Source organism: Phocaeicola sp., from assembly GCF_048170425.1.
GTDB lineage: Bacteria > Bacteroidota > Bacteroidia > Bacteroidales > Bacteroidaceae > Phocaeicola.
Map to the genome: position 1 here is coordinate 1 of NZ_DBEXBB010000168.1, position 16,883 is coordinate 16,883.

The following is a 16,883-nucleotide window of genomic DNA, read 5'->3' on the forward strand; positions in this document are numbered from 1 at the left end:
TTTCGTTTCAAGCATGTATTACGAATGGAATTAGTGAAATAATTTATTATCTATCACTATTTATGCATTCTTCCAGCAAGCCTAAAAGTCACTCAACTATAACAGAAATCACTCAAATCCTTTCCACTATGCCAATAAACTATCCCACAAAAATTCACAATAAAAGAAGAAAACCTTTACCTTTGTCATCAATCATTAGTTCTAAACACTTAATTCACAAACTATGAAAATGAAACTAGAATGCCTGGCATTGCTCACCGTATTATGTGTACCACTATGTGCACAACGTGTGTACGACATGACCCGTTTCGGAATCCAGCCTGGAAAGAAGAGCAACATGTCTGCCCGGATGGAAAAGGCACTTGCAAAAATTAAAAACGAAGTAAAAGAAGGCGAAGCAGTAACCTTACGCTTTCAAAACGGGACTTATCATTTTTACCCTGAAGGAGCTACAGAACGCACTTACTACATTTCCAACCACGACCAAGCCAATCCTAAAAAAGTAGGACTGGCACTGGAAGACATGAAATCGCTCACAATAGAAGGTAACGGAGCCGAATTCATCTTTCACGGACAAATGATTCCACTATCCTTGCTCAGAAGTACAGACTGTACCCTACAAAATTTCAGCCTCGATTTTACCAATCCACACATCGCTCAAGTAGAGATTATAAAAAATGAAGGAGAAAATGGAATCACCTTTCAACCTGCACCCTGGGTTGACTACCATCTGACCAAAGATTCCATATTTGAGACTAAGGGAGAAGGCTGGACACTTCGTCCGATGTCAGGTATCGCCTTTGAAGGGGGCAGCCGACACATCGTATACAATACAAGCGACATCAGTTGCCCGACCAAAGGTTGCTTCCTGGCAGGAAAGAATTTGATTCATGCCCCTAAATGGAAAGATAAACGACTACCTGCAGGTACTATTGTCGCCATGCGTTCATGGGACCGTCCTACTCCCGGCATTTTCTTGTCGCATAACACCCGAACCACAATAAAGAATGTCAAGGTACATTATGCACAAGGCATGGGACTGCTGGCCCAACTATGTGATGACATTACGATGGATGGTTTTAGTGTATGCTTAAAAGGAGAAAACGACTCCCGCTATTTCACTACCCAGGCCGACGCAACCCATTTTTCTCAATGTAAAGGGAAGATTACCTCTGTCAACGGATTATATGAAGGGATGATGGACGATGCCATCAATGTACACGGTACCTACTTAAAGGTGCTCCAACAAATTGACAACCAAACTCTCAAAGCCCGCTATATGCACGACCAGGCTTGGGGTTTTGACTGGGGATTCCCGGGCGACAGCGTACAATTCATCCGTTCAAAAACCATGGAACTGCTGGATGGAAAGAATTGTATTGAACGCATTACAGCCTCAGATAAACCGACAGCAGACGGCGCTCGTGAGTTTATCATCCGTTTCACTCAGCCACTTCCTGAGGCTTTAGCCGAACAGACTGACTTCGGGATTGAAAATCTGACATGGACACCTGAGGTTTATTTTGCCGGTAATACCATCCGCAACAACCGCGCCAGAGGCTCTCTGTTCAGCACACCTAAAAAAACAATCGTAGAAAACAACCTGTTTGACCATACATCAGGAACAGCTATTTTGTTATGTGGTGACTGCAACGGCTGGTATGAAACCGGTGCCTGCCGGGAAGTAATCATCCGTCACAACCGGTTCATCAATGCCCTGACCAACATGTTCCAGTTTACCAATGCCGTGATTTCCATCTACCCGGAAATACCTGACCTGGAACACCAGGTAAAATATTTCCACGGAGGAAAACCCGGTGCCATCCAGATTACAGACAATGAATTTGACACATTCGATGCACCTATCCTCTATGCCAAGTCGGTAGACGGACTAATCTTCAAACAAAACAAAATTAAAACGAATAATGCCTACCGACCTTTCCACTGGAATCAGAACCGATTCCTGCTGGAAAAAGTAAACCGGGTAGAAATTGCCGAATAACACTCACAAAAAAACGGGACCTTCAAGGCCCCGTTTTTATTACCATCCTGCATGCTCCTTCTTATTCTCATGCACGACAGTCCCTCTATTCTTTTCACCTGTATAATTCCATTCTATCTCATCCACATATTCTTTCCCCTGATAGCTGACTACAGCCTTCAGAACATTTTTGCCCTGATCCAGCGTCACTTTATCAAACACATAATGTACCTCTGTATATCCTTTACGAACGCCTTCCAAGGGTTTCCCGTTCAGGTATACCACCGGAGTTCCGATCTTAGACTACACGGTTACAGAAGGTTCTTTCCTTTCTCTGTCCACATTACGCCGCTGTGTCAGATAAAGTACAGGTTCCTTACTCCAGTTAGCTTTATACCAATAATAGGAATCCTTCTTAATCTTACGATCGAAAGTTACCATTCCCTTCAAGTTACGTGCAGGAACTCCTCCACGTTCCCACATAGGCACAGCAAAATCAAACATATTCCACAAGTAAGAAGCAATAATGTAAGGGTGTTCAGCAATCACGCTCCACTGATACTCATGTACTTTTGTCTGGAAAGTTTCAGGATAAAAAGGTTTTCCCCAATTCAAGGCATCTCCCAGGTATTCAGTCTGATGCTCCAAATTCGCATCCGCCCCATACTCTGTCAACATCAGTTTCTGCCAGGGGTAATTTTTTTCCAAACCTTCCACCCAAGGTTTGATATCCTGTATCTTCCTTTCATACCAGCCAAAGTAGCGGTTCATCCCTTGAACGTCTGCATTCTGGTTCACCGGATGTTCAGCATGTCCATACCCGTTTACAGCAGCCGTATAACGGTCCGGGTCATCCGTCTTACATACATCATGCAACGAACGGGTCAATGCAGCTGTGTAACCATGCGGATGATACACCTCATTATGAATTCCCCAAATATAAATGGAAGGGTGATTAAAATTCTGTCGAACCAATTCTCGCATCTGCTGATGGGCATTATCCCATTCCTGCCCTGTCACCCGATTTACAAAAGGAATCTCAGCCCAGACTATCAGTCCCAGACTATCGCATTTGGCATACATATACTCTGCCTGCTGATAATGTGCCAAGCGAATGGTAGTAGCTCCAATATCCATAATCATGGCTAAATCCGCGTCATGTTCCTGATTTGTCAACGCACTACCTTTTCCCCACCAGTCCTGATGGCGGGTTACTCCATACATGGGATATTTCTCTCCATTCAGGAAGAAGCCTTTCCCGGCCACAATCTCATATTTACGGATACCCAGCGGCTGTACCACTTCATCAATCACCCGTCCTTCCTGCTTCAGACGAGATACCACTTTATATAAGTAAGGGTCTTTCCGTCCCTGCCACAAATGCGGACGTTTTAATTGGAACGAAGCCGTATACGATTGCATTCCTTGCGGGGTCAGTTCCAGACTACGTACATGCTTCTTCACCAGCTTGCCTTCCGCATCATAGATTGCATTCTCCAGTTCCAGTGTTTCCGGCTGCAAGGAAGCATTGTCCAGCTTCACCTTTACATGTACTTCCGCTGCACTTTTCGACACATTTTTCTGGGTAATATAGACCCCTGGAGAAGCATAATCTTCCACCGCAATATGGCAAGGCTCTGTCACTACCAACGACACCGGGCGATAGATACCTCCGTATACTCCAAAAAGGCTGTGGTTCACCGGAATGACATCCGGACGAGCTGTATTGTCAGCCTTCACTACAATCTCATTGCTCTCCCCATATTTTACCTGTTCACCAATCTCACAGACAAAGGCGGAATATCCTCCCTTGTGTGTACCCACCAGATAACCGTTGACATACACTTCCGTACAAGTACCCACACCTTCAAAGCGCAAGAACAAACGCTTCCCCTTCATGGTCTCGGGAATCACATAAGTCTTACGATAATAAGCCGCTCCCTCATAAAAAGAGTTTGTCTTCACCTGCATATCCTGCGCATTCCAGGTATGAGGGATGGTCACCTCTTTCCATTTACTCTCCCACTGGGCAGCTGCCTTCATCACGTCTGTTGCAAACGGCCCTTTTTTAAACAACCAGCCATCATTAAAGCTGATTACCTCTCTTGAAAAAGCGCCTGTCGCACACAGACCAGACAACAGGCACGCTCCTATAATCTTATGTAGTTTCATTTTTCTGACATTTTATACAATTCACATCCGGCCATCAGGAAAGCTCCCACGCCATACACTTCCGTCATGTCGCGAGTCACTTTCCTGGGGTCGGCGCCAATAGGCTGTACATATCCCAACTTCCCATTCTTTTCTACCGCATCAGTCAAAGCTTTCCAGCCCCTTTCCAAAACCGGCAAAAAAGCATCTCTGTCCAGCAAATGCTGGTTTACCCCATAAGCAAGTGCATATACGATGAATCCTGTCGCACTGGTTTCCGGTGAAGGATAAGATGCCGGATCCAACAGACTGGCATGCCAGTAACCGTCAGCACTCTGCAATTCGGCTACTCTCGTAGCCAGTGTCACAAATAATTCCTGATAAAATTTCCGGGAAGGCTCATCTGCAGGCAATGCTTTCAGAATTTCAGCCAGTCCGCCAAGTACCCATCCATTTCCACGGCCCCAGAATACCTTCTTCCCGTTTGCTTCCTGTTTACCTATATAGCGAGTGTCACGATAAAAGAGATTTTCTTCTTTGTCAAAAAGCAAATCGTAGGTAGCCTTATATTCCCGGTTCATAAAATCAAGGTACTTTCTGTCTAAAGTCTGTCCGTAAAGCTTGGCATACACAGGAGGCGCCATAAACAGCGCATCACACCATGACCAGCGTGTCAAGGTTTCCATCTTGCCATAATCCAACTGCATGGAAGCCATTGGCATATTCTCTACCACCCAGTTGGCTCGTGCCATTACAGGTGTAATCATCTTCTGTTCCTTATATTTCTGATACAAATCAATAAAAGGCTGCCCCACGGCTATAAAATCGGCATGGTACATCCATTTCCCCATCTGAAAATGATTGCGTCTTCCTATCTTCAGAAGCCAGTCATAATATGCCCGGTTACCATCCTCCTTTTCTGCCAGTTCTGCCCAGTCTATCATACCCATGTACAACGCCGCATTGGTCCAGTCCAAGTCACCATGCTCATGGCGTTTGTCCGGATTGGCAATTTGCCAATCGGCCACACGCTTCATAACTTCCTTTATTTCCGATTTCCTGAAATTCGTCTGTCCCCAGACTGTGAGGGTTGAAAACAACAGACAGGCACACATCCAAAAATGTTTCATAGTTTTTCTTTAAGTCAAAGCAGCCTTTACTTACCGCCGGCTCCTTTTTTTAGGGTTTTTAATTCGGTTTTTAGTCTCTCGTATTTTTTGATCAATGAGTAAATTCCATCCCATTCTGCTCACCACAAAAATAGCAAGGAAAAGTCTCTCCATCCCTTACTCTCCGTATAGAATCTGCTAACATTTTCTCCGTTTGGACGAATAGTGCACATTCTTCGGACGAATCTAACCTTCATTTTTTTCATCCCATCAAAAGCTTGTCTCTTTTTTCATTGAAAGTCCTTTTTCAACTACTTTTTTCTTACTTTTGCATTTATGTAAAAGTCATTCACAAGATTATGAAGAACATCGTATCAGGAATTATCGGATTGCTATTCATTTTCACATGTCAAGCTCAAAATCTTTACTTCAAACATTTAGGTATTGCAGACGGACTTTCACAAGTTCGCATACAAACCATTTATCAAGACGAAATTGGAGCTGTATGGCTGGGAACCAGTGAGGGATTAAATCGTTACAACGGTACCAGCGTCAGCACCTATGCCATCCCTGAAGATTTCCAAACTTTTTCCACAGATGGAATCGATCAAATATGCGGTAATAAAAAAGGAAAGCTCTATTTGCTGGCACAAGGAAAAGTGTGCAGCTTCGACCTGTATCAAGAGAAATTCACCATCCTGATAGAGAAAGATGTCAGAAGTCTTTTTTGTGAACAAGACACTTTATGGGCCGCTTGCAAAGACGGCATCTATTATTACACCGAACAAGAAAAAAAGCTGGTACGATTCACTCAATTTCCACCCCACCTCTATCAGGCCACTCATCTCTATGTAAAAAATGATACAATCTGGGCCATCAGTCCAGCACGTCTTTCCGCTATTCCCCGGAAAGAGCCATCCAGGCAAACGAAGTTGGCAAGTTTCAATAACGATGCCAAATGCTTATTTGTAGACCATTCTAATAATGTCTGGATAGGAAGCTGGAGTGGAGTATACCGCTTCTCTCCTTCACAGAATATCATCACCCACTATACCAATGCCCGGGGTGAAGTGTCACATAACCAGATACGCTGTATCAACGAAGACAATTCCGGGAATATATGGATTGGAACGTTCAGAGGGATTGACTGCTACCATCCCCAAACCAATTCGTGGAGTCATTACACTGAATATGGAGATTCTCCTAATACACTAAGCCATAATTCTATTCTTGCCCTTCATAAAGATATACAAGGCAATATCTGGGCTGGTACGTATTTCGGAGGAGTCAATATTTTTAATCCTGATGCCGAAAGAAACTATTTCTATCATGCCAACCCGCTTCGAACAGACTGGCTTAACTTCCCCGTTGTCAGTAAAATGACTGAAGATCTGTCTGGCAATCTATGGATCTGTACCGAAGGAGGTGGACTTAATCAACTAAACCTACAGACTGGCAAGTTTACTCATTACACACACCAGCCCGGGAACCCCCAAAGCATAGGAAGCAACAACCTGAAATCTATTTATTTTGACCCTGAAACAGAGATTCTGTATGTAGGAACTCATTTTGGCGGACTTTATATTCTTGATACCCGAACTAAAAAAGGACATAGTTTACGCCACCAAAAAGGCAATCCGTCTTCTCTTCCCCATGACATTGTAAACAGTATCCAACCTTATCGGGAAGGGTTATTGCTGCTCACACAAGGAGGAGTGGTATACATGGATAAAAAAACAGAAACGTTTTCCGAAATCAGTCAAAATCCGGAGGTAAATCAGTTGGTAAAAAAATATTTTACCTACGAAACCATTTTACTCGACAGTCACAACCGCTTATGGCTGGGATTATCGCGGGGAGGAGTCATTTGCATAGACCTCACGACCTCACATATTACAAAATACCTGTCAGCCCCCTTGTCTTTGGGAGGAGTATCGCACATTTTTGAAGACAGATATGGAGAAATTTATGTAGGTACTACTGGAGCAGGTATGTTCCATTATCAGAGAAAAGAAGATTCATTCAAACAATATAGTACACAGAATCTGTCACTTCCAAGCAATTTCTGTTATTATATAGGAGATTCTAAAGAAAAGAACTGTCTATATCTGATTCATGGAAATGGCATTTCCTTATTTAACACGCAAACTGAAACTATAGAAAATACCTACAGGCTTTTCAATCAAAGCTATAGTCTGGGATCTTGCCTGTTTAGAGACAAAAAAGGCTATTTATATATAGGAGGAACCAACGGTATGGCCGTTCTTGAAAAAGAAACTACCGAAACCCTGCCTCCGCATCCACATTTTGACCAGCTTTCTATCTTTAATAAGACCATACAGCCTGGAGATGAAACCGGCATACTATCTTCTATACTTGACAAGACTCAAGAGATTCATTTAAAGCACAATCAAAATAATCTTACAATTGAAATAGCCACATTCAGCTACATAGACGATGTGCATTCCAGTTTTGAATACACCTTGGAAGGATTCGACCAAAGCTGGAACCGCATGCAAGGCAAACATATCACCTACACCAACCTTTCACCGGGCAACTATACCTTAAAGGTTCGTCCGATTATTTCCGGAAAAGGCAAAGTAGAAGAGACCTGTCTGAGTATTCATGTAGCACCTCCATTCTATGCCAGCGTCTGGGCTTATCTATTATATACATGTATTACAGGAGGTATAATATTTATCATCCTCTCCTTTGTCATCCGGCAAACCAGACTACGTGCTTCGCTAGCCTCAGCACAAAAGGAGAAAGAACATATTGAGGCCATCAATCAAATGAAAATCGACTTTTTCACCAATGTGTCTCATGAGTTCAGAACTCCGCTGACTTTAATCTTAGGGCAACTGGAAACCTTGATACAAACGGACAACTTACAGAATGCCATCCATAACCGGCTGGTGCGCATCTATAAGAATGCGTGGGATATGCGAAGACTGATATCCGAACTCTTAGACTTCCGCAAACAGGAACAAGGATGCGTTACACTACGAGTGGAAGAACAGGAACTGGTGGAATTTATCAAGCAGACTTGTCTGCCATTTATAGAATATGCACACCAAAAAGAGATAAACTTCAAGATAGATGCACTGACAGAGCATGTACCGATATGGATTGATCCGTTACAAATGCAGAAGGTAATCTCTAATCTTCTATTAAATGCCTTAAAATATACTCCATCTAAAGGAAACGTCACCGTAAACATCCGGAAAATCAAGAACCAGGCTGTCATTACCGTGGCCGACACAGGGTGTGGAATGGCAGAAAAAGACCTTACACAAATATTTGAGCTGTTCTATCAGGCTAAAAATAATTCAGGAAACGTACCTACAGGTACGGGGCTCGGATTGTCTATCGCCAAAAATATCATAGAACTACACCACGGAACTATTCAGGTAGCCAGCAAACTCGGAGAAGGAAGCCAGTTTACCATCAGTCTGCCACTTGGTCAATCGCATTTCACTTCTGACGAACTGGTTCAAGCTACAGAAGAATCCGTCATTCTTCCACAGGAAGCCGAACAGTCTCCAGTCCCGGCCTTTGCAGAAGAAGCCGATGAAAAAGAAACGGAACCTTCAGAAGAACATAGCGAAAAAGAGAAACCCGTGCTGCTACTAGTCGAAGACAATGAAGAATTATGCGCCATCTTAAAAGAAACTTTGGAAGCGACCTATGAGGTACATGTAACCCATAACGGGAAGGATGGTTGGGAGAAAGCTCAGGAAATTCAGCCCGAACTGGTCATTACAGACCTGATTATTCCAGAAAGGTCTGGAAAAGAATTGTGCTATACAATAAACAATAACATTGAACTGGCCCAGGTATCCGTCATTCTCATCACAGCTCAGATGTCTACCGAACAGATGATAGAAGCGTTCCGTTTCGGAGCTGATGACTACATCATCAAGCCGTTCGACATCCGGATGCTACTGGCACGTTGCCGCAATTTATTGAAAAACAAAAGTCGTTTGAAGGCTTACTACACCAATAAAGCAATCCCCGAAACAAGTGCCGAAGATGCCATCAGTGAAAGTGACAGAAAGTTATTGCAAAAATGCATTGACATTATACGCGAGAACTTTACGAATCCTGATTTTGATGTAGCCAGTCTGGCCAATGCACTTTGTATGGGCCGTAGCAAACTATATACTAAATTCAAGCAGCTAGTCGGCCTTCCGCCCAACGAGTTTATCCTGAAAATCAAACTGGAAGAAGCCATGTCCCTTCTAAAAGAGCATCCGGAATTAAACATTTCGGAGATTTCCATACAGGTAGGGTTCTCCTCTCCACGCTACTTCAGCAAATTATTCAAAAACTTCTTCGGAATTACTCCGCAAAGCGTGCGAGGAAAAGGAGAAAAAACAAACTCCATTTAAATCATCTTTCATCACATAGTTCGTAAAAGTCCTTGGAAAAGAATATACTTCTCCAAGGACTTTTCTATGTTTTCTTTACCGGAAACATACGGTTTCACACAGAGAAACCTACGGCTCAGCAAAGCGAAACATTTGTTTCCAACCACAAGAACATAATACATGAAACGTAGTTTTCTCAATAAAGGAGATATATTTGGAATTTTTATCTGGAATAGCTCTCCATCTTTCATCCCTATCCATCCGATTCACTCCTTTTTCTACACAAAACAGATCGATTTTTACTTCTAAAATCATTCAATTCACCCTTTTATTATACACTAAACGTCCAAATTAAGGTATAATATCGTCCGCGGATATTAAAACAGAATCATCTCAGAAATTTAAAGAAAGTAAACAAAACCAAAGATTCTACATTTGCGACATCCTAATGGTCAAGGCCCTAACAAGGTCTGCCATACCTAGAGATTTGTTTACTTTTTGTTAATACTAAAATTTCTGTTATGAAAAACGAAAACCTTCACACGCAGAAAAGGAGACTGATACAACCAGTTTTCTTTTTATTAACTGCAATGCTCCTTTCTCTTTTCGGATGTACAGATGATTCCGAAGAATTACAGAGAACAGACTGGGTACGTGTATTACCCCTGCAAATTGAATTCCCTTCCAGCGGAGGAGAGCAGGAAGTCACGCTTATTTTTTCAGAAGACATTGATCCAAGTCTATTGCAATGTGCCGTACCCGAAAGTGGGAAATGGTGTTCATTCGAACTAAAAGATAAAGTATTAAAAGTAACTGCCACACCTACAGCCTATCTGACCCCTAGAAGCACTGTACTGTCACTCACTTACAAAACCTTGCGTCGTGATATTACGGTAAGCCAGGCAGCATCTACCGGTTCAGACGACATCAAGATTGAAGTAGCCAGTGCCACTGCCACTACAGAAGAAACAGAACAAGAGGACCGTGGCATTGAAAAATCTTTCGATGGCGATTATTTAAGCTATTTCAACTCTAAATTCGGTGCTTTCTCTGATTGGCCATTTATCATTGATTATACATTCAAATCTCCGGCACAACTGGATTATATTGTCTACACCCCTAGAACAGACAACGGTACACGCTATGGAGCTTTCAACGAGTTCAATGTCTATGTTATGACCAATGGAAGCTCTGAATGGACAAAAGTGGCAGAATGTGCCCGTGGGGACAAGAACTATACTCCAACCACCATCCAGCTTGAGCAAAGTTATACAGACGTCAAGCAGGTACGTTTTGAAATCCAGTCTGCCCACAACAACCGAATCAGCTGTGCTGAAATGGATTTCTACCAGACAAATCAAAACAAATTTGATTATACGACCATATTTACTGACGAAACTTGCTCTGCCCTACGGGAGGGAATCACAGAAAAAGAAATTACCAAAATGCCGGGAGAAACTTATCAGAAGCTGGCTTTGGCGCTGTTAAAAGGAACTTACGACAAGGCTTACCGCATTGCCGATTACAGACCTTATCAGACTCCATCCATCATGGCTTCTACATTGAAGACTTCCGAATATGGATTAAGAGACAATCCTACCGGCATCTATGTAGAACAAGGAGAAGAAGTCCTGGTTCTTGTAGGAGATACTCATGGACAGAATGTGTCAATGATTGTACAAGATTTGGTAAATGGCGGCTACAACGGCGCTAGAACATACGCTTTGAAAGAAGGCGAAAACAAAGTCAAAGTAGAAACGGGAGGATTGGTGTACATTCAAAACCTCACACAAGACTACATTCCTCTGGAACTAAGCGAAGCAGACAAAGAAGCTGCTGAAGCAAAAACCGTAACTGCCCACTTCCTGTTTGGAAAAGTAAATGGATACTATGATGTACGTAATCACACAACCCAGGAGGAATGGGAAGAGATGCTTCGCAACACCCGCTGGCAAGATATCGATGTGGTTGGAAAATACGTCGTCATCACATGGGCCGTACAAGACTATATGAGTTACCAGACTCCTATCAAAGAAATGGTAGACCTTTTCGACACGGTAGTAGAAAGAGAATGGGCATTGATGGGGCTGTTTAAATATCACAACAATCCTGACAAACGCCTGTTTGCCAACCGGATGTATCTCCATATCGAACACCAAAGCAAGAATCCTTACTCTTCTGCCAACCATACAGCATATGTGCCCAGCTATGCTGAAGTGTTCTGCAGCCCTGAAAGAATGAAAGCACGCTCATGGGTACTCGGACATGAAATCGGTCATAGCAACCAGACTCGTCCGGGACTCAAATGGACTGGTACGACAGAAGTTACCAACAACATTATGTCAATGGATGTATCTGTATACCTGAGTGGAGAATCTAAGTTAAACAGCGTACAGACTTCTACAGGAAAAACTTACTACCAGGAAGCGATTGACTACATCGTTACAGGAAACAACCCGCACTGCATGTGGAACTGGAAAGCCGACGGCATTACCGAAGAGCACATGTACACTTGCAAACTGGTTCCTTTCTGGCAATTGAAGTTGTTTATGGATGCTAACGGCTATACAGATTTCTACCCTGATTTATATGAACACTTCCGCATAACTCCAGACTTGGATACTACTGCCAAAACGCAAGGTATTTTACAACTGGATTTTGTACGTCAGGCATGCAAATATTCTAAGATAAATCTCCTTCAATTCTTTGAAGACTGGGGCTTCCTGACTCCGGTCGACACAGAAATCAACGATTACGGAACCAAACCCTTCATCGTATATCAGGAAGATATTGATGCATTGAAGGCAGAAATCAACGCTTTAGGTTATCCGGCAGCCCCCGCTGAGTTATACAACATTACTGACAGCAACTGGGAAGATGCAAAATGGAAAATGAATCGATAGTCTAACCAACCTAAAAACAGTAAACCATGAAACTATTAAAACCTATCATACTATATAGCAGTATATTTATCTGTGCTGCTTTGGCTGCCACAAGTTGCAGTGAAGAAAATGTAGACAACAGCATAAAAGTGACTTCCATGTCTTTCACTGAGACAGGAGAAACCAGCCATGTATCCCTTTACCCGGGGGATACGTGGACCGCTAAAATCACTCTGTTTCCAGAAGACGCTACCGATAAAGATGAATATGCGTACCGATATACCAGCAGTAATGAATCAGTGTTTACCGTAAATGAGGCAGGCGAAGTGACAGCTGTAGGTGAAGGAGAAGCAACCCTCACCGCATGGTCTACCAACAACACTGATATGTGGGCATCTTGCATCATCGAAGTAAACAAACAAATCTATTCTGTCAGTTCAATTAAGCTGTCAGAAGCCTACCGAGCATTAACACTTGCTTCGGGGGTAGAAATCGATTTAGGAAAAGAAGTTACTGTCTTCCCGGAAAATGCATGGAACACTGATGTCACTTTTTCATCTTCTGACCCACAAGTGGTATACGTAGACAACTACGGAAAAATCACAACAAAAGCAAAAGGAAATGCCACCATTACCGTATCATCGACTGATGGCAGTAACGTAACCACTACCGCAGAAATTCATGTACGTGACATTGCAGGTTATACCGACTTAGACCGCAACGGCTGGACAGTCAGTACCTCTCACCCAACCCCTGTAGATGGCACCGTAGGAGGAAGTGCCGATTTACTGATAGACGGTGATGAAAACTCCTGCCTCTTACTGGTAAAACCAGGTAAATCATTGAGCGGAATTACCGTAGGAAAAGACGAAGAAGTTTATTTCATCATCGACATGAAAGAGCCTAAAGAATTTGACTTCTTCCGTTTACGCCATAGAACCGACAATAATTATGACTGGATTCGTGTTAATAAAGTCTCTGTATACGGAAGTAACGATGGAATAAACTTTACACCGATTTCTAATGCCATAAATATCGCTACAGAAAAAGAAATAGCAGAAGTAAGTATACCGCTACCCATGAAACAAAACTATCAATATTTTAAACTGACATGTGATGGTTGGAATACAAGTAACGGAAATACTATACAAATTGCGGAATTCTATATCGGAACACTTCTGTTTGCAGAGAATTAATCCACACACCTATCAACAAAAATTTATTTAAATATCTTCCTATGAATATAAATAAAGCATTTTTGGCAACTACATTGCTATTATCACTCTGTGGTAATTCAGTTGTTGCACAAAGTTCACAAACCTCGCAATCCAGTGTAGCCACTGCTGTTAAAGGTAAACCTATTAAAGTAACCGGTACTGTGCTGGATGCAGCCGGCGAACCGATTATCGGTGCAAACGTAGTAGTAGAAGGTACCACCACCGGTGTGATTACCGACATGGATGGAAAATATGAACTGGAAGCTCCTAAAGGATCTAACTTGGTTATATCTTATATCGGATTCTCGTCTAAAACTGTAAAGGCAACTACACAACCGGCCACCATTAAACTGACAGAAGATACACAGTTGCTCAATGAAGTGGTAGTAGTGGGATATGGTACCATGAAAAAAACGGACTTGACTGGGGCTGTGGCTTCTTTAAGAGCATCCGATATGGAAAAGGAACAGCGCCAAACGCTACAGGACATGCTTCGTGCAGGGACCGCCGGACTTTCTATCGGAATGGAAACAGACGCCAAAGGAAATACCAGCATGATGATTCGTGGAAAAAGTACCATGGCTGCAAGTACTGACCCTCTGATTGTATTGGATGGAGTAATCTATCCGGGTGAAATGACCGACATCAACCCTAACGACGTAGAACGTATCGATGTGTTGAAAGATGCCAGCTCGGCTGCCGTATATGGTGCGCAAGCTGCCAACGGCGTCATTCTGGTCACAACAAAGAAAGGTAACAGCAGCGGGAAACCAACCATTAACTTCAACGCAACAGTAGGTGCTTCTTTTGTAAACCAGTTACCTGAAGTATGCCAGGGTATGGATTACATTAATTTCCGTAGAGATGTGGAAAAAAGTATCCACCGCGATGATACCAGCAACAAATACGATAACCCGTCAAATTTAACCAACACCGAACTGGCTCAGTGGATGGGAACGGATACCGGAGATCCGATGGCTGTCTGGATGCGTCGTCTGGAGTACAACCAGATAGAAATTGATAACTTCCTGGCAGGAAATGAAGTAGACTGGAGAGACTGGATTTATCAAAACGCCGCTTTACGACAAGACTATACTGTTAGCATCTCCGGGAAAAAAGACGACATGTCATACTATTCTTCTCTAAACTACCTGAAGAATGAAAGCAACATTATTGGAGGAGGATATAGCGCCATCCGTGCCCGAGTAAACCTGGAAAACAAAGTGGCCGGTTTCTTGTCTTACGGTATCAACACACAGTTCACAGCCCGTGACGAAGGTTACATTGGCCGCGACAACTCGTATACTACCCTATCCCCATTTGGAAGCGTATATGAGGAAGACGGAACCACGCCTAAGTATTTTCCGAATGACAACAACAATGCTACGAACCCGTTAATTTCTCAGACTTACACGGACAAGATGAAGAAAATCTATAACATGAATGCTTCCATCTTCCTGAAAGCAGAATTGCCATTCGGATTTTCTTTACAAACCACTTATTCTCCCCGCTTTGAATGGATCAACGATTACAGCCAGCGTTCGGCAGACCATCCAGCCTATAAGACAGAAGGCGGATATGCTAAGCGCGTAGATTCCACCCTTTTCTATTGGCAATGGGATAACATGCTGAAATGGAACAAGACATTCGGCAAACATGCATTCGACTTCACAGGGCTGTTGAACTGGGAACAGCGTAAATACTGGTCGAGCACTGGAGAAAACTCAGCTTTCCAGCCAAGCGACTTATTAGGATTCCATGGTATGGGCTTCGGTACTTCACCTGTTCTAGGTGCAAATGGCACTTACCGCACAGGTTCTGCCCTGATGGCACGTCTGCATTATGCATACGATAACCGTTATATGATTACCGCCACAGTACGCCGGGATGGATATTCTGCTTTCGGACAAGAAAATCCTTATGCAGTGTTCCCTTCTGTAGCATTAGGATGGGTGTTCAGTGAAGAAAAATTCATGAAAAATATCAGCTGGCTGGAATACGGTAAACTCCGTCTGTCATGGGGACAGAACGGTAACCGTTCTATCGGAGAATATGCCGCATTGATGAAACTGGAGCCGAGAAAATACTTCTACTATGACCCGTTAACAGGTGAAATCATCCAGGCTAATTCATTCTATAGTTACAACATGGCCAACTCAAGTTTGAAATGGGAAAACACAGAATCATGGAACGTCGGTATCGATTTCACGCTACTGAACGGGCGCTTGGGCGGAAGCATTGATGTGTACACTAAAAAAACGAACAACTTGCTTAATGACCGTAAACTTCCCGACTTGATTGGTTACGCTTCAGTGACTTCCAACATTGGTGAGGTAAACAATAAAGGTATAGAGATTTCTCTTCGTTCTACCAACATTCAACGAGAAAACTTTGAATGGTCTACCACCTTCAATCTGGCCTACAACAAAAATACCATCAAACACTTATACGGACTTATGGAGAATGTATTAGATGAAGAAGGTAATATCATCGGTCAGAAAGAAGCAGATGATATTTCCAAAGGATATTTCATCGGACATGCACTGGATAAAAAATGGGGATATAAGTTTTTGGGAGTATGGCAGGAAAGTGAAGCCGAAGAAGCAGCCAAGTACAATCAGGTACCTGGTGACCCTAAACTGTTGGATGTAGACCAGAATTATAAATACAATAATGATGACAAGGTCTTCTTGGGTAATACTACTCCAAAAGTACGCTGGAACATGCGCAACGAGTTTACCTTATTCAAGAACTGGAATTTCTCTTTCAGTATGTATTCTTATTTGGGACACATCAAAACAATGGATCGTTTCACCAACAGCAATGCACTGCTGAATGTAACCAACTCCATTGTACGTGAATACTGGACTCCGGAAAACCCCATCAACGAATATCCTCGCTTGAAAGCTCAGGCCCCTGTTTCATACAGCATCTATAAGAATGCCTCATTCTTACGATTCGACAACATATCATTAGGATATTCATTCCCGAAAGCCATGATTCAAAGATTAAAAATACAAGCTTTAAGCCTGAATCTGACGCTGAAGAATGTAGGGGTTATCTCCGGATGGCCGGCTTATGACCCGGAAAACAGCGATGCAAATACTCCGAGAACCTTATTATTTGGATTGAACATGACACTTTAAAAACAGTTGAACCGTTATGAAAACAAA

The 16,883-nt window shown here is 42.8% G+C and carries 7 protein-coding genes and 1 pseudogene; 5 read left to right on the top strand and 3 right to left on the bottom strand.

Annotated features, from left to right (window positions below; translation table 11 throughout):
- The first annotated feature begins 223 nt into the window (after positions 1–223).
- On the top strand, positions 224–2,002 hold the full coding sequence (locus ACMJ0U_RS06470) for an alpha-1,3-galactosidase B (protein WP_417128991.1): 1,779 nt from the start codon (positions 224–226) through the stop codon (positions 2,000–2,002).
- A gap of 39 nt (positions 2,003–2,041) precedes the next feature.
- Here the strand turns inward: ACMJ0U_RS06470 and ACMJ0U_RS06475 are convergent.
- Both ACMJ0U_RS06475 and ACMJ0U_RS06480 read right to left on the bottom strand, forming a co-directional pair.
- Positions 2,042–4,153, bottom strand: a pseudogene (locus tag ACMJ0U_RS06475) (glycoside hydrolase family 2 protein).
- Positions 4,150–5,262, bottom strand: a complete 1,113-nt coding sequence (locus ACMJ0U_RS06480; RefSeq protein ID WP_182010902.1) for a glycoside hydrolase family 88/105 protein — start codon at positions 5,260–5,262, stop codon at positions 4,150–4,152. Before ACMJ0U_RS06480 ends, ACMJ0U_RS06475 begins: the two are co-directional and overlap by 4 nt.
- A 338-nt stretch (positions 5,263–5,600) precedes the next feature.
- Here ACMJ0U_RS06480 and ACMJ0U_RS06485 point away from each other — a divergent pair, with 338 nt between their 5' ends.
- On the top strand, positions 5,601–9,632 hold the full coding sequence (locus ACMJ0U_RS06485; protein ID WP_417128992.1) for a hybrid sensor histidine kinase/response regulator transcription factor: 4,032 nt from the start codon (positions 5,601–5,603) through the stop codon (positions 9,630–9,632).
- A 108-nt stretch (positions 9,633–9,740) separates the two neighbouring features.
- On the opposite strand, the gene ACMJ0U_RS06490 is transcribed toward ACMJ0U_RS06485, so the two are convergent.
- Complete coding sequence (locus ACMJ0U_RS06490) at positions 9,741–9,926, bottom strand: hypothetical protein (RefSeq protein WP_317346030.1); 186 nt, start codon at positions 9,924–9,926, stop codon at positions 9,741–9,743.
- A gap of 206 nt (positions 9,927–10,132) precedes the next feature.
- On the opposite strand from ACMJ0U_RS06490, the gene ACMJ0U_RS06495 reads away from it, so the two are divergent.
- From ACMJ0U_RS06495 to ACMJ0U_RS06505, 3 genes are read left to right on the top strand one after another with little or no spacing between them, the layout of a single operon-like run.
- Complete coding sequence (locus tag ACMJ0U_RS06495; protein WP_417128993.1) at positions 10,133–12,514, top strand: M60 family metallopeptidase; 2,382 nt, start codon at positions 10,133–10,135, stop codon at positions 12,512–12,514.
- A 26-nt stretch (positions 12,515–12,540) separates the two neighbouring features.
- A complete protein-coding gene (locus tag ACMJ0U_RS06500) occupies positions 12,541–13,689 on the top strand; it encodes an Ig-like domain-containing protein (protein ID WP_417128995.1) in 1,149 nt (382 codons plus the stop codon).
- 41 nt (positions 13,690–13,730) lie between these two features.
- A complete protein-coding gene (locus tag ACMJ0U_RS06505; RefSeq protein WP_417128996.1) occupies positions 13,731–16,856 on the top strand; it encodes a SusC/RagA family TonB-linked outer membrane protein in 3,126 nt (1,041 codons plus the stop codon).
- Positions 16,857–16,883: the final 27 nt, after the last annotated feature.